The organism is Marvinbryantia formatexigens DSM 14469 (genome assembly GCF_025148285.1).
Taxonomy (GTDB): Bacteria; Bacillota; Clostridia; order Lachnospirales; family Lachnospiraceae; genus Marvinbryantia; species Marvinbryantia formatexigens.
Map to the genome: position 1 here is coordinate 1501684 of NZ_CP102268.1, position 18530 is coordinate 1520213.

Annotated in this window: 15 protein-coding genes; 1 reads left to right on the forward strand and 14 read right to left on the reverse strand. The window is 50.3% G+C overall.

Annotated features, from left to right (window positions below):
- Nucleotides 1–101: 101 nt before the first annotated feature.
- From NQ534_RS07360 to NQ534_RS07370, 3 genes are all read right to left on the reverse strand, one after another.
- Nucleotides 102–1991: a S8 family peptidase gene (locus NQ534_RS07360; protein WP_006863252.1), complete on the reverse strand. Its 1890-nt coding sequence runs from the start codon at nucleotides 1989–1991 to the stop codon at nucleotides 102–104.
- A 235-nt stretch (nucleotides 1992–2226) separates the two neighbouring features.
- Nucleotides 2227–2700 (reverse strand): G-protein coupled receptor, encoded by a 474-nt coding sequence (locus NQ534_RS07365; RefSeq protein ID WP_143115767.1) that lies wholly within the window; start codon nucleotides 2698–2700, stop codon nucleotides 2227–2229.
- A gap of 152 nt (nucleotides 2701–2852) precedes the next feature.
- Complete coding sequence (locus NQ534_RS07370; RefSeq protein ID WP_006863248.1) at nucleotides 2853–6305, reverse strand: PT domain-containing protein; 3453 nt, start codon at nucleotides 6303–6305, stop codon at nucleotides 2853–2855.
- Between the two features lie 331 nt (nucleotides 6306–6636).
- Here NQ534_RS07370 and NQ534_RS07375 point away from each other — a divergent pair, with 331 nt between their 5' ends.
- On the forward strand, nucleotides 6637–7014 hold the full coding sequence (locus NQ534_RS07375) for a helix-turn-helix domain-containing protein (protein WP_050778351.1): 378 nt from the start codon (nucleotides 6637–6639) through the stop codon (nucleotides 7012–7014).
- Here NQ534_RS07375 and NQ534_RS07380 read toward each other — a convergent pair whose 3' ends face one another.
- The 11 genes from NQ534_RS07380 to NQ534_RS07430 all read right to left on the reverse strand — a co-directional run bounded on the left by NQ534_RS07380 (nucleotide 7015) and on the right by NQ534_RS07430 (nucleotide 18435).
- Nucleotides 7015–7830 carry a purine-nucleoside phosphorylase gene (locus tag NQ534_RS07380; protein WP_006863246.1) on the reverse strand — a complete coding sequence of 272 codons (816 nt, stop codon included), beginning with the start codon at nucleotides 7828–7830 and terminating at the stop codon, nucleotides 7015–7017.
- A 137-nt stretch (nucleotides 7831–7967) separates the two neighbouring features.
- Nucleotides 7968–9365 carry a C40 family peptidase gene (locus tag NQ534_RS07385; protein ID WP_006863245.1) on the reverse strand — a complete coding sequence of 466 codons (1398 nt, stop codon included), beginning with the start codon at nucleotides 9363–9365 and terminating at the stop codon, nucleotides 7968–7970.
- A gap of 253 nt (nucleotides 9366–9618) precedes the next feature.
- Entirely contained in the window at nucleotides 9619–10284 is a 666-nt protein-coding gene (deoC, locus tag NQ534_RS07390) for a deoxyribose-phosphate aldolase (protein ID WP_006863244.1), read from the reverse strand.
- A 13-nt stretch (nucleotides 10285–10297) separates the two neighbouring features.
- Nucleotides 10298–11620: a pyrimidine-nucleoside phosphorylase gene (locus NQ534_RS07395; protein ID WP_006863243.1), complete on the reverse strand. Its 1323-nt coding sequence runs from the start codon at nucleotides 11618–11620 to the stop codon at nucleotides 10298–10300.
- A 65-nt stretch (nucleotides 11621–11685) separates the two neighbouring features.
- Nucleotides 11686–12864 (reverse strand): phosphopentomutase, encoded by a 1179-nt coding sequence (locus NQ534_RS07400; RefSeq protein WP_006863242.1) that lies wholly within the window; start codon nucleotides 12862–12864, stop codon nucleotides 11686–11688.
- A gap of 1 nt (nucleotide 12865) precedes the next feature.
- Complete coding sequence (locus NQ534_RS07405) at nucleotides 12866–13495, reverse strand: cytidylate kinase-like family protein (RefSeq protein WP_006863241.1); 630 nt, start codon at nucleotides 13493–13495, stop codon at nucleotides 12866–12868.
- A gap of 133 nt (nucleotides 13496–13628) precedes the next feature.
- Nucleotides 13629–14339: an ABC transporter ATP-binding protein gene (locus NQ534_RS07410; protein WP_006863240.1), complete on the reverse strand. Its 711-nt coding sequence runs from the start codon at nucleotides 14337–14339 to the stop codon at nucleotides 13629–13631.
- A gap of 14 nt (nucleotides 14340–14353) precedes the next feature.
- Nucleotides 14354–15112: an ABC transporter ATP-binding protein gene (locus NQ534_RS07415; RefSeq protein WP_006863239.1), complete on the reverse strand. Its 759-nt coding sequence runs from the start codon at nucleotides 15110–15112 to the stop codon at nucleotides 14354–14356.
- Nucleotide 15113: 1 nt separating this feature from the next.
- Nucleotides 15114–16187 (reverse strand): branched-chain amino acid ABC transporter permease, encoded by a 1074-nt coding sequence (locus NQ534_RS07420; protein ID WP_006863238.1) that lies wholly within the window; start codon nucleotides 16185–16187, stop codon nucleotides 15114–15116.
- Nucleotides 16188–16196: 9 nt separating this feature from the next.
- Nucleotides 16197–17081, reverse strand: a complete 885-nt coding sequence (locus tag NQ534_RS07425; RefSeq protein ID WP_006863237.1) for a branched-chain amino acid ABC transporter permease — start codon at nucleotides 17079–17081, stop codon at nucleotides 16197–16199.
- A gap of 193 nt (nucleotides 17082–17274) precedes the next feature.
- The gene (locus tag NQ534_RS07430; RefSeq protein WP_006863236.1) at nucleotides 17275–18435 is read right to left on the reverse strand and encodes an ABC transporter substrate-binding protein; all 1161 of its coding nucleotides are present in this window, start codon (nucleotides 18433–18435) and stop codon (nucleotides 17275–17277) included.
- Nucleotides 18436–18530 lie beyond the last annotated feature (95 nt).

Below are 18530 nucleotides of genomic sequence, written 5' to 3' on the forward strand. Positions count from 1 at the left end.
GTATACCTCTTCCATCTTATCATATGTACTGCTTCTCATATCAGCCTCCATTGCATTTTTTGTTACACATATATTAGCATTTTTTATTACACACGTTAATATCATACTGGCAAACTGTCCCTCACACACAGCGCCCCATACCCCACCTGGCTGTTGGGATACTGCGCAAATCCCGGCAGAGGGCGGGCTCCGCGGCGCAGGTAGGCGCGAACCTTCTCCCCATAAAGATAATCGTCGTTACCATTTACAATGCCCCACTGCATAAGCATTGCCGCCGCTCCGGTGGCAAATGGTGTCGCGAAGGAGGTTCCCGTAACGGAGGTATATCCTCCGCCAACCGCTGTTGTGCGGATATTCACGCCTGGTGCCACAATATCCGGCTTTACCACGGTCGCTCCGGATGTCAACGGCTGTCCGGGCGGATTGCCTCTTCCGGAAAATGGTGCGTAGGTAAGGCTGCGGGAATCGTATGCTCCCACAGCAACAATATTTCTGGCGGTTGCGGGGATTGTCAGCGTGTTTTCCACACTCGGCTCGTAAAAACGTGTTCCGCGGTTTAACGCCTCCGCCTGTGGAAGCCACATATCATATCTGCCGTCAACGACCCTGCGCGGCGCCAGATGGAAGCGCCAGATACCGCTGTCAATATAATCCCCCACAGGAAGAAAATCAAAATAGATTTCCTGTGAAATGCTGTACGGGCTGGGCTTCCCATAAAAAACAAGCAGTTCCGTGCCACCTGCAATATAACGCTGTGGTCCGAGATTTTCCGGCATCGGTCCGATTATCTGTCCCTCCGGAGAAATCAGCAAAACTCCAAATTCGTCTGAATACGATTTCCAGAGCTGCACGTTTATTGTTCTCTCAAAAGAGGCAACTCCCATCTGCACCTCCCGCAGTTCCCCCTGCCGCAGGATTCCAGACGCATGTCCCGCTGTGCTGCCCTCATTTCCGGTTCCAATGCAGATAACAGATTTCCAGCGGTCCGCAAGCTCTGCGATATAAGTCTCCAGAAGACTGGTACCATTATGCGGTCCATAAACATTTCCAAAGCTTAAATTTACGGCAACCGGAAGACGCCACTCCTGCGCCCTGCGATAAACATAATCCAGCGCCTGCATCAATTCTGTCGTACGCGGAAAGGATTCCGGCTTCGGATTGCCCAGCTTCACCACCAGAATATGTGCCAGCGGAACCACGCCGCGCTCTGATCCGAATTCGGGCTGCGCCGGGTCTGTCACCACATTACCGGCTGCCCGCTGCTGCCTGCCGGGAATCGACGTACGCCCATTGCCGGCAGCAATCCCCAGTACCTCTGTACCATGCCCGCTGATGTCCCGCGTGGGCAGGCGCTGTCCACTGCGAAGCGCCTCATCAATCTGCGCCTTTGTATACTCCGTTCCCAACGTATATCCCTCCGGCGGATTCCCGGCAACACTCTGGTCCCAGATTGCCAGAATGCGGGTACTGCCATCCGGATTGCGAAAATCCGGATGCGTGTAATCCACCCCGGAATCAATCACGGCAACCAGAATTCCCTGTCCCAGCAGCGGAAGCACTCTTCCTCCATTCTCCCCGGCAGATGCATCTTCAGATTGTCTATCTGTAACAGGCGACGTCTCCGGCACATTCAGCAGCGTCCCTGCCGCCTCCGTAATCTGCAGCGCATCCATGCAAGAAGCTGTCCTCCCCTGTCGTACAGAGAAGAACAGCCTCTTCGGTTTTTCAACATATTCAATTTCCGGCTGCGCAGAAAAATAAGAAATCATTGACTGCGCAATCGTAACAACCGCATAACCATTTGCCAGCTCCGCCACGCGGATACCCTGTTCACGGAATTTCTGCAGGCTGCCCGAATATTTTACAATTAAATCCCATTGCTGGTCCTGCGTATCGAATCCAACATTCAGCGTAAGCGACTTTTCCCGTTCCTCCGGCGTTGTATCGAGCGCAAGATTTAAAAGATTTTCAATTTTCTGGTCTGTTGCCATTTTATGCTTTCCTGGATTTTTCTATATTATATGAGTAAATACGTTTAAAAATACTCCTATCAGTTATTTCTTCTGTCAGCCCTACATAACGAACTATTTTTGCTCTTCTTAATTTTCTCTTTGGAGAGCGTAAACTTGATACCATTTGAAAGTGAAAAAGGAAGAAGTCACTCAGCCTGCACTTCTTCCTTTTTTATTATTTGTTTTATGTGATATGCAGTAAAACCGGAAACACCTATTGCTCTTGTGTCAATGCATCAATCGCAATGGAAAGATTCATATAGGCAACACCAATCGTGTTTATATCTGCATCTGATTCCGGATTGTCAGTCACATTTTGGGCTTCTTCTATCCTCTGCTTCAGTTTTTCTACGTCTGACTGCTCATATCCATTCAATTCTATACTTTCTGCTTCGACAATCAAAGCTTCCAGATCTTCCATTGTTAAACTGTCCTCATCAAATGCAGCCTTGCCTTGATTTGCCTGAATCTGCTCATATACATTTCCCAGTGTCCCAATATTCTCACTGTCTGGCTCCTGTCCTCTGTCCGTCCCTAAGCTGTAATAAATAAAAAATCCTGCCAGTAACATCAAAAAAATACAGCACACAATAATCAAAATTCTGTTTCTCTTTTTTCTTTTTTCATAACGTATTTTTTGTGTTCTTCTACCAGTTTCCCGATACTCTCTGCTATTTCGATTTTCCATAATTTCCTCAGATTGTCATGCCAGCGGTCGTTTACAAAGCGGATTTCCGTTAACATAAAATGTTTTATGAAGCTTTCGGCTAGGAGATTCATCATCTCCCAGCCGCTGAAAAGAGAGTCTGCACCTCTCCCTTCATGTATTCTTTTTTTTAGTTACATTGCTTTTCTCTTTTTTAATGCAAGAAGTACTGCGCAAATCGCCACTACAAGAAGAGTTATATACGGTGCAACTGTAGTATTATCTCCTGTCTGAACTGCATTGCCTTTCTGTTCAGTCTGTTTTGCACTGTCATCCTTCTTTGTATTATTGTTGTCCTTATTATCAGAAGCTGGCGCTTCCGTCTCCTCTTCTGTATCAGACTCTTCTTCCGTTTCAGATTCCTCTTCTGTTTCCGGTTCTGTTACAGTAGTATCATCCGTTGTCGGCTCTGATGTAGGTTCAGATGTCGGCTCTGACGTCGGCTCAGATGTCGGCTCTGATGTAGGTTCAGATGTCGGCTCTGACGTCGGCTCAGATGTCGGTTCTGACGTCGGCTCTGATGTCGGTTCTGACGTCGGCTCTGATGTAGGTTCTGACGTCGGCTCAGATGTCGGCTCTTGATCCTCAAAATACGGTTCAAATACGAACGCATATTTACCAAATGCCGGGCTTCCATTTTCCGTAGTCAGCACAAGTCTTTCGCCTGCCTTGTAAACCTCGGTTCCCTGATTCAGCGTCCAGCCTGCAAATACCTTGCCTTCCGGCACTTCGCCTGTATATTCCGGCATGTCTGTCGAAATCGGCAGAGAAACGCCATCCAGAACTGCACCGTCGATACCTACAAAGGATACGATTCCTTCAGCCTTCAAAATCTGGGCTTCTTCAAAATACGGTTCGAATACAAACGCATATTTACCAAATGCCGGGCTTCCGTTTTCCGTAGTCAGCACAAGTTTTTCGCCTGCCTTGTAAACCTCGGTTCCCTGATTCAGTGTCCAGCCTGCAAATACCTTGCCTTCCGGCACTTCGCCTGTATATTCCGGCATGTCTGTCGAAATCGGCAGAGAAACACCATCCAGAACTGCACCATCAATACCTACAAAAGATACGATTCCTTCAGCCTTCAAGGTCTGGGCTTCTTCAAAATACGGTTCGAATACGAACGCATATTTACCAAATGCCGGGCTTCCGTTTTCCGTAGTCAGCACAAGTTTTTCGCCTGCCTTGTAAACCTCGGTTCCCTGATTCAGCGTCCAGCCTGCAAATACCTTGCCTTCCGGCACTTCGCCTGTATATTCCGGCATGTCTGTCGAAATCGGCAAAGAAACGCCATCCAGAACTGCATCATCGATACCTACAAAGGATACGATTCCTTCAGCCTTCAAGGTCTGGGCTTCTTCAAAATACGGTTCGAATACAAAACCATACTTGTCCAGCGTCGGCATATAGCTTCCGTTTTCTGCTGTAAGAACCACTTTTTCGCCTGCCTTGTAAACCTCGGTTCCCTGATTCAGTGTCCAGCCTGCAAATACCTTGCCTTCCGGCACTTCACCTGTCCATTCCGGCATATCTGTTGAAATCGGAAGGGTTACATCAAGAACTGCTCCATCAATTCCATCAAATGATACTACGCCTGCATTGGACTGCTTTGTGAAATACGGCTCAAATACGAATGCATATTTTTCCAGCGTCGGCATATAGCTTCCGTTTTCTGCGGTAAGAACCACCTTTTCGCCTGCCTTGTAAACCTCGGTTCCCTGGTTCAGTGTCCAGCCTGCGAATACGCTACCTTCTGGCACTTCGCCTGTCCATTCCGGCATATCTGTTGAAATCGGAAGGGTTACATCAAGAACTGCTCCATCGATTCCATCAAATGATACTACGCCTGCATTGGACTGCTTTGTGAAATACGGCTCAAATACGAAACCATATTTTTCCAGCGTCGGCATATAGCTTCCGTTTTCTGTGGTAAGAACCACCTCTTCGCCTGCCTTGTAAACCTCGGTTCCCTGATTCAGTGTCCAGCCTGCGAATACGCTGCCTTCCGGCACTTCGCCTGTCCATTCCGGCATATCTGTTGAAATCGGAAGGGTTACATCAAGAACTGCTCCATCGATTCCATCAAATGATACTACACCTGCATTGGACTGCTTTGTGAAATATGGCTCGAATGCGAATGCATACTTACCAAATGCAACGCTTCCGTTCTCAGCGTTCAGTGTAATCTGCTCGCCTGCCTTATAAACTTCAGCTCCCTGGTTCAATGTCCAGCCTGCGAATACGCTGTTTTCCGGCACCTCACCCGTATACTCCGGCATGTCTACCGTAATCGGCAGGTCTACCTCTGTTGTTGCTCCATCAATTCCTGCAAAAGATACAATTCCTGTATTTTCCACAGTTACGAAGGACGGCTCGAATGCGAATGCATACTTACCAAATGCAACGCTTCCGTTCTCAGCGTTCAGTGTAATCTGCTCGCCTGCCTTATAAACTTCAGTTCCCTGGTTCAGTGTCCAGCCTGCGAATACGCTGTTTTCCGGCACCTCACCCGTGTACTCCGGCATATCTACCGTAATCGGCAGGTCTACCTCTGTTGTTGCTCCATCAATTCCTGCAAAAGATACAATTCCTGTATTTTCCACAGTTACGAAGGACGGCTCGAATGCGAACACATATTTGCCGAATGCAACGCTTCCGTTCTCGGTATTCAGCGTAATCTGCTCGCCTGCCTTATAAACTTCAGTTCCCCGGTTCAGTGTCCAGCCTGCGAATACACTGCCTTCCTGTACTTTACCCGTATACTCCGGCATATCTACCGTAGTCGGCAGGTCTACTTCTGTTGTTGCTCCGTCAATCCCCGCAAAGGATACAAGACCAACTTCTTCCGTTACCTCAGCATCTTCAAACACAGAAGTAAACATAAATGCATAAGTTCCACTGGGCATCGCTGTTCCAAGCTCTGTGGTTAATTCAACCTCTTCGCCTGCTGCGTATGTATTTCCGTTATAAAGCTGCCAGCCTACAAACTTCTTTCCTGGTTCCACTGTGCCTGTATACTCCGGCATGGTCTTCGTATACGGCAGAGTAATGTCCTCCACCGAGCTACCATCGAAGGATACAATTCCCTTAACTTCCTGCGGCTGTACCTCATTAAATACCGCTTCAAACACGAAATTGTACGCAGGAACTTTGCCTGTTAATTCCAGTACAATACTCTCACCAGCCTGATAAATTGTCTCCGTACCGGATAATTTCCAGCCAGCAAATTCATGTCCTTCCGGAATATTAGCCATCGGATATTCTGGTGCAGTTACCGTATATGTGGTATACGAATCTGTTACCCAGCCCGTTCCAGAAAGAACTGTGCCAAATGAATAATTCACGGGAATCTCTTCAATACCGACACCCCCGCCGTCATTATAAACCGTCTGAGCATCTGATACATATGTTTCATTTACAGTATCACTTCCCAAATCGTCAATATCATCGACGATTACCGGCTCATCCGTGACGTCTGTTCCTGCCCCGGTATTTTCTACAGCCAATACTCCCGATGCGCTGTTAAGCGCAACAGAGAGAGCCATTCCAAATACAAGGGCTCTTTTTAATATCGTTTTCCTTTTCATAATACCTCTAATCCTCTCTGCTCTTTAAAACTTTTTTCATGCTCCCTAAAACCCGCTTTGCAAACTTCCCTCCCCGCAATTATTTCATCTCGGTGTAACGACGCTATGGTCTTTATTACACTTTGATAAGTCCTATTTTATGTCTTATTTTTTAAGATGTCAATATATTTGAGCTTTATTTTTAAGACTTTGTTTATTTTGTCCAAATCCGGATATATTATGCCTGTCTTATTTGTTAAGACATCTTTTATTTGTCAATTATTCACAGATTTTCACTGTGCCGAAAGTGCAAATGCTTTAATATATGCACAAAAAAGAAAGGATTGTATATATGACAGATATTGGATTTGTGTTGAAAAATGCTCGTGAAAATAAAGAAATGACGCAGCAGAAGGTGATGGAGCTGACCGGCATCAACCGGAAATCACTGTCGGGATATGAAAATAATGTGGCAGAGCCGGACCTGTCCACCTTTGCCACACTGATTTCTCTCTACGGTCTATCCGCGGACGCCATTTTAAATATCAGTCCCGCCAGACCAGCCCCTGCTCTCACACGATATGACAGACAGCTTCTTTCACTTTTTAAGACACTGGATGAATCACATCAGAAGGAATTGCTGGTGCAGATAAACGCGCTTGTAAAGTATCTGCAGAAAGACGTGCAAAACAAAAAGGAGCATCCGGCTTCAGATACTCCTTCTAAATAGCTACAGCTTCCGGATAATGTTTTCCACCCATACGCACAGCCTTGCGCTACTTTCATTCGCTATGCGCACGACTTCTTCATGGCTGTGCTTCTCTTTTGCGATTCCGGTCGCCATATTGGTGATGCAGGCAATGCCAAGCACTTTAATGCCAAGGTAGTTTGCCGCAATGGTTTCCGGCACGGTGGACATCCCGATAGCGTCCGCGCCCAGACGCTCATATGCACGGATTTCCGCCGCCGTTTCGTAGCAGGGACCGGAAAACAGGGCGTACACGCCTTTTTTATAGGAAATGTCAAGTCCTCCGGCAATCTGCTCCGCTTTGTCAATCAGCTCGCGGGAATATGCCTCCGACATATCCGGGAAGCGGACACCGAAGCGTTCATCATTTTCTCCAATCAGGGAGTTCTGTCCCAGCATGTTGATGAAATCGGTCAGTATCATCAAATCGCCCGGCGCAAAGCTGCGGTTAATTCCACCGCAGGCGTTCGTCACAATCAGAGTCTTTACGCCGATCAGTTTCATGACATAAACCGGATAAGTGACTTCTTTCATGGTAAATCCCTCATAATAATGGAAACGTCCCTGCATGGCGGCAACAACGCGCTGCCCGATTCTGCCAATCACCAGATTTCCGGCATGTCCTGCCACATGCGACTGCGGGAAATGAGGGATTTCCCGGTATGGGATAACAGTCTTATCTTCCATCATATCTACAAGACTGCCAAGCCCGCTTCCAAGCACTACGCCAATAGTCGGCAGCTTTGCGCAGCGCTCTTTTATATACTCCGCTGATTCCGCAATATTTTCATAAAACATCTTTTTCCTCCTCCATAAATAAGATTCCGACGTAAGTCTCCTGCTATCTATTGTATCGAAAAACTACGCCTGCGCCAAGCACATTTTTTAAACAAAAAGAGCCGCCGAAGCGACTCTTCTTTATCTCTGCTATGTAATTACCAGTATCTTCTCGCACAGTACGGTGTCTGATAATCATAATTGGAAATGATGATACCGGTTTCTTCCGTGCTGGCGTGGACAATCTGACCGCCGCCGATATAGAGGGCAACATGTCCAACATAACCGCCGTCCGCATAGAATACCAGGTCGCCCGGCTGGAGATTGCTGATGTCAACCGCCGTGCCGCCGTAGGACTGGTCTGCAGCAGTTCTGGAAATATAGATTCCGAAGTTTGCCATAACGGACTGGGTAAATCCTGAGCAGTCCGCTCCGTTTGTCAGGCTGGTTCCGCCGTAAACATACGGATTTCCTACAAACTGTACCGCATAGTTAGCAATCTGCTGACCAAGGTCTGAATAGCTGGGTTCTGTTTCCACATACTCCGGCTCTGTCTCTACGTATTCCGGCTCTGTGTACGGCGCTTCCGTCTCCACATATTCCGGCTCTGTTTCCACATACTCCGGTTCCGTCTCTACGTATTCCGGCTCTGTGTACGGTGCTTCTGTCTCCACGTATTCCGGCTCCGTCTCTACATAATCGGTTTCCGTATACTGCGGCTCTGTCTCTACATAATCCGTTTCAACATACTCCGGCTCCGTATACGGCGCTTCTGTCTCTACATAACCGCCTTCCGTGTACTGCGGCTCTGTCTCCACATAACCGCCCTCTGTATACTGGGCTTCTGTTTCCACGTAACCGCCGTCCGTGTATACCGGTTCCTCCGCCGGTGCTTCTGTCTCCGGCTGCGTGTTCACCGGCTCTGTCTGGGCTGTGGTCTCCGTCGTTTCTGAAGTCTGGGCTGATGCCGCCTGGATGCTTGCCAGTCTGTCCTGCTCCTCCTCCAGCGTTACGCCAACCGGATAGTAAGTCTTATAATCCACATAATATGCATTGATGTATCCATATGTATCACTGTTGATTGCGACCGTCATCCAGTCTCCATTCCAGTCAACGACCTCCAGCTCTTCTGACTGCGTCGCCACATCCACAACCTCCGAATCCTCGCTCGGAGCGGAGCGCACATTCAGCACCTCCGGATGGACCTGCGCCACATTATATGCCACCTTGTCCGCAATCGCATCTGCTTCCTCGCCGGTAGCAAAATACTCCGCACTCACATAGCCGGATGCATTACCTGACGTAATCTGATACCAGTCACCCTCCTTGCCGACAATCGTTACCGCGCAGTTATTAAAAAGCTTTCCGGTAACCTCGCTGTCCACATCCGCGCTGCTGCGGATATTGATGTAACTGTCACACTGGGCAAATGCTATTGTACCAATCTCCCCTGCATCTGCCGCATCCTCCTCTGCGAAGACAGGAGTGGCCGCCCATGAAAACGCCATATTTGCAGACATTACAAAAGCTGTAATCTTTACCAGTCTGTTTTTCATTGCTCACGCAACCTCCTTATCCCTTTTTACACTTCTTTTTTCAAATCTGTTACATATTTGTTACAAATCCGTTGTCTGCATTATAGGACAATCGAAGTGCGCCGTCAATGTTTTTCGGAAAAGCTTAATGAATCTTAAGGATTCCTTAAATTTTTGAACACAATTTGCCCACAAACTGAAAATGCTCCGTTGTCAGACACGCAACCGGCAAAAAGGACGGCAAAAAACTGCCGTCCCGTCTTTTTCTTCACTTTTAATACTCTCCGGCTTCCTGTTTTTTAATCAGACTGATGGCGGAGCTGGTGCCGATGCGCGCGCAGCCCTCGCTGATAAAGGCTTCCAGGTCCTCCACGCTCTTTACGCCGCCCGCCGCTTTCATGCGGACGCCCGGTCCGATATGCTCCTTAAAAAGCTTAATATCCTCCAGCGTAGCGCCGCCGGTACCAAATCCGGTCGATGTCTTAATAAAATCCGCCCCGGCATTTGTCACTGCCTTGCAGAGCGCGATCTTCTCTTCCTCCGTCAGATAACAGGTCTCGATAATCACCTTCAGAATTTTGTCGCCTGTCTCCTTTTTCAGCGTCGCGATTTCCTGCTCCACCTTGTCGATGTCGCCGTTTTTCACGTCTGAAATATTAATGACCATATCAATCTCATTTGCTCCGTCCGCAAGCGCCTGGCGCACCTCCGCCACCTTTGCCGCCGTCACGCTGTAGCCCAGCGGAAAACCGACTACCGTACAGATATTGATTTTGTCGCCGTAAGCGTCATGCACCCGCTTTACATAACAGGGCGGAATACACACCGAAGCCGTATGAAATTCCAGGGCTTCCTCACATAATTTACGGATATCCTCCCACGTCGCATATGCTTTCAGCTGCGTGTGGTCTACATATGTCAACATTTCCTTTGCTTCCATGATTTTCTCCTTTTTAAAATTCTTCTACGTTTCCTTTTTCTACTCTCGCCAGCACCAGCGGTCTCTCCTTCGGACAGGTATCCGCAATCGTAACCGCCTTCTGGTAACGCTGCTCTGCCGCCGCAAAAAGCTTTTCCTCAGACGCAAAGAGCCGGGCAATCACATCACCCTTCTTTACAACGTCCCCCGTCTTTTTCACCAGCAAAATTCCTGCCGCCGGGTCAATCACGCTGTCCACCGTCTCGCGCCCTGCTCCCAGCATGGACGACGTGATGCCGATGCTCTCTGCATCCATATGCGCAATATAGCCGTCCGCCTGCGCCGTCACCTCCCGGCAGTACGGAGCCTTTTCAAACAGACCGGTGTCGTACACATAGCGCGCGTCGCCGCCCTGCGCCTCCACCATTGCCGCCAGGCGCTCCAGCGCGCGTCCGCTTTCGATTGCCTCCCGCGCCTTTTCCCGGCACTCCTCCAGTGTGCCCTGCTGCGCGAGATAAAGCATATTTGAGGCAAGCGCCAGGCAGACCTCCTGCAGATCCGCCGGCCCGCCGCCCTTTAATACCTCAATTGATTCCACGACCTCCATCGCGTTGCCGATAGCAAACCCAAGCGGCGTATCCATATCGGTAATCAGCGCAGCGGTTTTCTTTCCCGCCGCCTCCCCGATTGCCGTCATTTTCAGCGCCAGCGCAATGGCGTCCTCTTTCTTTTTCATAAACGCGCCGCTTCCGGTCGTCACATCCAGCAGAATAGCGTCGTTGCCCGCCGCCAGCTTCTTGCCCATGATGGATACGGCAATCAGCGGAATGCTGTCCACCGTCGCCGTCACGTCGCGCAGCGCATACAGCTTTTTATCCGCCGGCGTCAGATTGCCGGACTGTCCGATTACCGCAATGCCGGTCTTATTTACCACCGCAAAAAATTCCTCGCGGTCCAGATCGGTGCGCAATCCCGGAATACTCTCCAGCTTATCGACCGTTCCGCCGGTATGACCAAGCCCTCTTCCGGACATTTTCGCCACCTTCACACCGCACGCCGCCACCACCGGGGCAATGACAAGCGTCGTCTTATCGCCCACGCCGCCGGTGGAATGCTTATCTACCTTCACGCCCGCAATCGGCGACAAATCCACCATATCGCCGGAATGCGCAACGGCGTCCGTCATAATCGAGGTTTCCTCGTCGCTCATCCCCCGGAAATAAATCGCCATCAGCATGGCGGACATCTGGTAATCCGGGATATCGCCCGCCACATAACCGGAAATAAGCCAGCGGATTTCCTCCTCCGACAGTTCCCCGCCGTCGCGCTTCTTTTCAATCAGATCATACATTCTCATGTGCTATCTCCCCTTTCTTTAAAGCCATGCCGCTGAAATCGTATCCGCAGGCTTTCTGCAGGAAATCAGCAGGATTTTTTTATAAGCGGATAAAAGCTTTCGCCCTTAATCTGTCCCTTCAGACCAAGCATATCCAGCACGGTCGCGCCGATGTTTGCATAGGTGCTGCCGGTGCCGAGATTCACGCCCGGCTTCACCGCCGCGCCGTATACCAGCACCGGAATCTGCTCTCTGGTGTGGTCGGTTCCCGGATAGCCGGGGTCGCAGCCGTGGTCCGCCGTAATAAACAGCACATCGTCATCGCGCATCCGCTCCATAAACGTGCCGAGCTGCTCATCAAATACCGTCGCAGCATTTGCATAGCCGTCGATATCGTTGCGATGTCCGTAAAGCATATCAAAATCCACCAGATTAACAAAGCAGAGACCGTGGAAATCCTCCTTCTGGAATTCCAGCGTCTTTTCCATGCCGTCCACATTGTTTGTGATGGAAACGGTCCGCTGAATATTTTTTCCGGCAAAGATATCATAGATTTTCCCGACGCCCAGCGTATCCATGCCGTTCTCCGCAATCACATCCATCATCGTCTGCGCGGGCGGCTCCAGCGAATAATCGTGGCGGTGCGGCGTTCTCGTAAAGTTTCCGGGCGTGCCCACGAACGGTCTGGCAATAACGCGCCCCACGCTGTGCTCGCCCATCATAATCTCGCGCGCCTTATGGCAGTAATCGTACAGTGTCTCCAGCGGAACCACATCCTCGTGCGCGGCAATCTGCAGCACACTGTCCGCCGAGGTATATACGATCAGACTTCCGGTCTTCATATGCTCTTCCCCGTAATCGGCGATTACCTGCGTGCCGGAATACGGTTTATTGCACAGAATTTTGCGCCCGGTCGCTTTCTCCAGCTCATCCAGCACCTCCTGCGGAAAACCGTCCGGATAGGTCGGGAGCGGCTTTTCGGAAATAATCCCGGCAATCTCCCAGTGTCCGATGGTGGTATCCTTCCCGCGCGAAGCCTCCGTAAGTCTGCCGAATGCCCCTTCAAGCGGCGGCTGGTCCGGAACGGGTTCTACGCCGTCAATGCAGAACAGACCGAGCTTTTTCATGTTCGGCGTATCATATTTCTCCGATTTCCGGATGGTTGCAAGCGTATTTGCGCCCGCATCCCCGAAATCCGCCGCATCCGGCGCATTGCCGATGCCGTAGCTGTCCAGTACAATCACAAATACTCTGTTAATATCCATATCAGTTCAGCTCCTTAAATCTCACATTAATATATGCCTCAATCGCTTCCACACATTTTTCAAAGCCCAGTCTGCTGCTGTCCAGGCAAAGGTCGTAGTTTCTGGCGTCGTTCCACTCGCGCCCGGTATAATAATGGTAGAAATCCCCACGGAATTTATCCGTTTTCGCAATGAACTTCTCCAGCTCCGCCGTGGACATGGAATTGCGCAGTCTCGCCTGCTCCAGGCAATAATCCTTCGGCGCATGGACAAACACGCTCACCACGTTTGTGCGGTCTGTCAGCACAAAATCCGCGCAGCGTCCCACGAACACGCACGGTCCCTTATCGGCGAGGTCGCGGATTACCTTCGCCTGATAATTAAACAGGTTCTGCGGCGAAGTAAATTCGTCGCTGGACGGCGGCAGAAGCTCTCCGCGGTAAATCTTTTTCGAGATCCCGAACAGGGAACCGTTTTTCAGCTTCTCGTCTACCTGCCCGAACAGCGTCTCACTGATGCCGCTCATATCGGATGCCATTCTGAGAATGTCTCTTCCATAGCATGGTACGCCATTCTTCTTCGCATACATTTCCGCGACCGTTTTACCGCCGCTGCCATACTGTCTGGCAACTGTAACAATAATATTGCGCATAATACCCCTCCTTTAGTCACACATTTTTCTATACCCAGTATAACCCAACTCGGTCCGCTTCGCAACAAAGAAAAATAGCTGCCGCGCCATACGGCGGGCAGCTAAATATTGTCCAATGAATTTCGCGGTATTTTTACTCTCCCAGATACGCCTTCTTTATAGAATCGTCGTTGAGCAGCGTCTCCGCTTTGCCCTCTTTTACGATTTTTCCGGTTTCGAGCACATAGGCGCGGTCCGCGATGGAGAGCGCTTTTTTCGCATTCTGCTCTACCAGAAGCACGGTCGTGCCGCTGGCGCTCACGCTCTGGATAATGTCGAAGATTTCATTTACCAGAATCGGGGAAAGTCCCATCGACGGCTCGTCCATCAGGATGATGCGCGGCTTTGACATCAGCGCGCGGCCCATCGCAAGCATCTGCTGCTCGCCGCCGGAAAGCGTGCCGGCGGTCTGGTTTTTCCGCTCCTCCAGACGCGGGAAGCGCTTATAGACCTCCGCCAGACTTGCCTCGATCTCATTTTTATCTTTTCTGGTGTACGCCCCCATCAACAGGTTCTGATACACCGTAAACTGCGCAAACACGCGGCGTCCCTCCGGCACGTGCGCCATTCCCAGGCTGACGATCTTATGCGCCGGAACTTTGGTGAGCTCCTGCCCCTCGAACAGGATGCTGCCCTTTTTCGGGCTCAGAAGACCGGTAATGGTCTGCAGGGTCGTCGTCTTTCCGGCGCCGTTCGCGCCAATCAGTGCAACGACCTCGCCCTCGTTTACCTCGAAGGAAATTCCCTTGATGGCCTGAATCACGCCGTAAAATACTTCCAGGTCTTTGATTTCAAGCATTGCCATGTCCCATTTCCCTCCTATTCTCCAAGATATGCCGTGATAACCTGCGGATTGCTCAGAACCTCCGCCGTTTTGCCCTGACAGAGCACCTGTCCGAAATTCAGTACCGTCAGCTCCTCGCAGATACCGGAAACCAGCTTCATGTCGTGCTCTATCAGAAGAATCGTCATATCAAAATTATCGCGCACAAAATGAATGGTCTTCATCAGCTCCGCCGTTTCATTGGGGTTCATACCTGCCGCCGGTTCGTCGAGCAGCAGCAGCTTTGGCTCCGTCGCCATTGCGCGGGCAATCTCCAGCTTACGCTGTTTTCCGTAAGGAAGATTGGACGCCAGATACTCCGCCTCGCCGTCCAGCCCGAACACCTTCAGCAGCTCCATCGCCTTTTCGTTCATTTCCTTCTCTTTCCGGAAATAGGACGGCAGACGCAAAATGCCGGCAAGTGTGGAATATTTATAATGATTGTGCAGTCCGACCTTTACATTGTCGAGCACCGTCATCGCGCCGAAAAGGCGGATATTCTGGAAGGTTCGCGCAATTCCGGCTTCGTTAATCTCAATCGTGTTTTTTCCGGTGATATCCTCGCCGTCCAGGCGGATCACACCCTCGGTCGGCTTATAAACGCCCGTCAGCAGATTGAAAATCGTCGTTTTTCCGGCGCCGTTCGGTCCGATAAGACCGTACAGACGTCCCTTTTCTATCGAAACATGAAAGCCATCCACCGCACGGAGACCGCCAAACTGGATTGACAGATTATTTACCTCAAGCATTGCCATTTTAAGCCGCCTCCTTTTTCTTTCCTGCGCCCTTCAGCTTCTCCAGCATACGGCTTCTCCAGTTGCGTGCCGCCGGCGCCCAGTTAAACAGCATCATGACAATCAGCACGACCGCGTAAATCAGCATACGGTAGTTGGAGAATCCGCGCAGCAGCTCCGGAAGCGCATACAGAATAATCGTCGCGATAATCGAACCGCGCAGATTTCCGATGCCGCCCAGCACGACGTATACCAGAATCAGAATCGACAGGTTATAGTCGAAGGTGGAAACCTTCAGCATGGAGAGGTTGTGCGCATAAAGCACTCCCGCCACGCCGGCAAGCGCCGCCGAAATGGTGAACGCCATCAGCTTGTACTTCGTTACACTGATACCAACGGATTCCGCCGCGATACGGTTGTCTCTCGTGGACATAATCGCGCGCCCGCTCCTGGAATTTACCAGATTCTGTACGATAAACAGCGTAATCAAGATCAGTACCACGCCTATCGGGAAAAAGTAATCCTTAATATCTTTATACAGGGTCGCCGTGCCGGAAATACCGAGCGCGCCCTTCATAATCTGTTTGCCGCCCGCAGCCAGATTCAGTCCGGCGGAGCTTGTCGCCACATGCAGACCGTTTTCGTCCACACCCACATACAGCACGTTAATCAGATTTTTGATAATCTCTCCAAACGCCAGCGTGACGATAGCCAGATAGTCGCCGCGCAGACGCAGAACCGGAATACCGATTAAGATACCGAAAACCGCCGCCACCGCCGCGCCGACCAGAATCGCCAGAATCAGTCTCGGCACCGACGGGAGCGTCTCCGCAAATACATTGGAAAACAGCGCGCTGGAATACGCGCCCACGCACATAAACCCGGCATGTCCCAGACTGAGCTCGCCCGAAAATCCGACCACCAGATTCAGTGAAACAGCCGCAATCGTATAAACGCAGAGCGGAACCAAAAGTCCCGTAATCAGTCTTGACAGATTCCCCGTCGCAGAAAGTGTCTGGACAACGATGAAAATAACAATCACCATTGCATATGTGATATAATTATTTTTTGATGTCTTACTCATACCTTTTTTCATATCTGTCACCTACACCTTCTCCTGTATATTCCTGCCAAACAGACCGGTCGGTTTTACAAGCAGCACAACGATCAGCACTGCAAACACGATTGCGTCCGCCACCTGGGAAGAAATATAGGCTTTTCCGAAAATCTCAATCACGCCCAGCAGAATACCGCCAATCATCGCTCCCGGAATCGAGCCGATGCCGCCGAATACCGCCGCCACAAACGCCTTGATGCCGGGCATCGCGCCGGTGTAGGGCGTAAGCGTCGGATATGCCGAGCAGAGAAGCAGGCCGGCAATCGCCGCCAGTCCGGAGCCAATCGCAAAGGTCAGGGAAATCGTCGAGTTTACGTTTACACCCATAAGCTGCGCCGCGTCCCGGTCCTCTGAAACCGCCTGCATGGCGCGTCCCGGCTTCGTCTTATTTACAAAGAAGGTAAGCGCGCACATAATGATAATACATGCGGCGATGGTAACGATCGTGATTCCCTTGATCGTGAGCTGTCCGTCAAACAGAACCAGCGTCGGAACATCTATCACCGTCACGAAGCTCTTCGCATCCGCACCGAAAATCAGCAGCGCCAGATTCTGGAGCAGGTAGCTGACGCCGATCGCCGTGATCAGCACCGCCAGATTCGACGACGCTTTTCTGAGCGGGCGATAGGCTACCGCCTCAATCACAACGCCGAGCACCGTACACAATACAACAGCCAGCAGGATAGACAGCAGCGGAGATAACCCGGCTTTTGTGACCGCCGTCAGAATCACAAACGCGCCGACCATAATGACGTCTCCATGCGCAAAATTCAGCATCTTCGCGATGCCGTACACCATAGTATAGCCCAGGGCAATGATTGCGTAAATACTGCCCAGACTGATGCCGTCTTTTAAATAGGAAATAAAAGTCATAGTACACCTCTTAAATATTCTGTAAAAAAGAATCCGTGAGCATTTTTTGTCTTACAGGAAATCCGCCAAAGTCTCCTGTAAGACAAAAAAGCAGAGAGACGGTGCCCTCTCACAGGTACCGTCCCCCCGTTTCTTAAACGGCAATCCCCTGCTGTCAGGGAAGTGTCTTTTACATCAAAACACTGCGGAAATATTACTGCATCATTTCATAAACGCCATCTTTGATCACAACAGCCTTCGGCTCCTTATCGCACTCGCCGTCCTCGGTCCATTTTGCTGCACCGGTAAGACCGTCGATCTCAATGTTCAGCATGGAAGCGGACATTGCCGCGCTGATGTCCTCGTTGGACATATCCGGTGTGATGCCTGCATCGTTTGCTGCTGCCTGCATAGCGTAAATTACATCGTAAGCGTCTGCTGCAAACTGGTTCGGTGTCTCGCCGTTGTTTGCCTCGCCGTATGCGGTTACGAAGTTTACAGTCGCCTCATCCTCTGCGGTTGCGGAGAACGGTGTCAGAAGCATAACGCCCTCAGCCAGAGAGGTATCGAAGTTTTCTACAGAAAGGATACCATCCATACCATCTACACCAAAGAAAGTAACATCAAGCTGTGCATCTGCCGCCTGCTGCAGGATCAGCGCACAGTCAGAGTAGTAGTTCGGCAGGAACAGAAGCTCTGCGCCGCTGTCTTTGATCTTGGAGATCTGTACGGAGAAGTCTGTGTTGCTGTCTGTGGTGTATGCTTCGTCTGCAACGATTTCCAGACCATATTCCGGAGCCGCCTCTACAAATGCATCATGAATACCTACGTTGTAGTCTGTGGATGAATCATACAAAATTGCAATCTTGGTAGCAAGTCCGTTTTCAGAAATATACTGTGCAGATTTGGAACCCTGCATCGGGTCCGTGAAGCACATACGGAACTCGTTGGAGCCTGCTGTGATACAGTCTACCGCACTTCCGGACGGAGTGAACAGGAAGGTGCTCTCTGCCGCCTCAGCGCCTACTGCGATGCAGGCACCGGAGGTAACGGTACCGCAGAGCATCTGCATACCCTTGTCCAGAAGGTCGTTGTAAGCATTTACTGCCTTTTCTCCATCGCCCTGGTCATCGCCTGCGTCCAGAAGCTCAACCTGGTAGCCATTGAAGCCGCCGTTTGCATTTACTTCGTCGATGGCAATCTTTGCCGCATTATATACATTCGTGCCGTACTGTGCATAGTCGCCTGTCATCGGTCCGATAACGCCAATCTTGAAGGTACCTTCTTCCGCTGCTGCCGGTACTGTCAGAGCACCTGCGACCATAGCCGCTGCCATAGCAACGCTGACTGCTTTGTTCAATTTTTTCATAATCATATCCTCCTTTATCAATTTGTGATTAATGATATACCCGCAATGCCTTATTTGTCAATGTTTTTTTCGCTTCCTTATCATGGATATAAGGCATTACA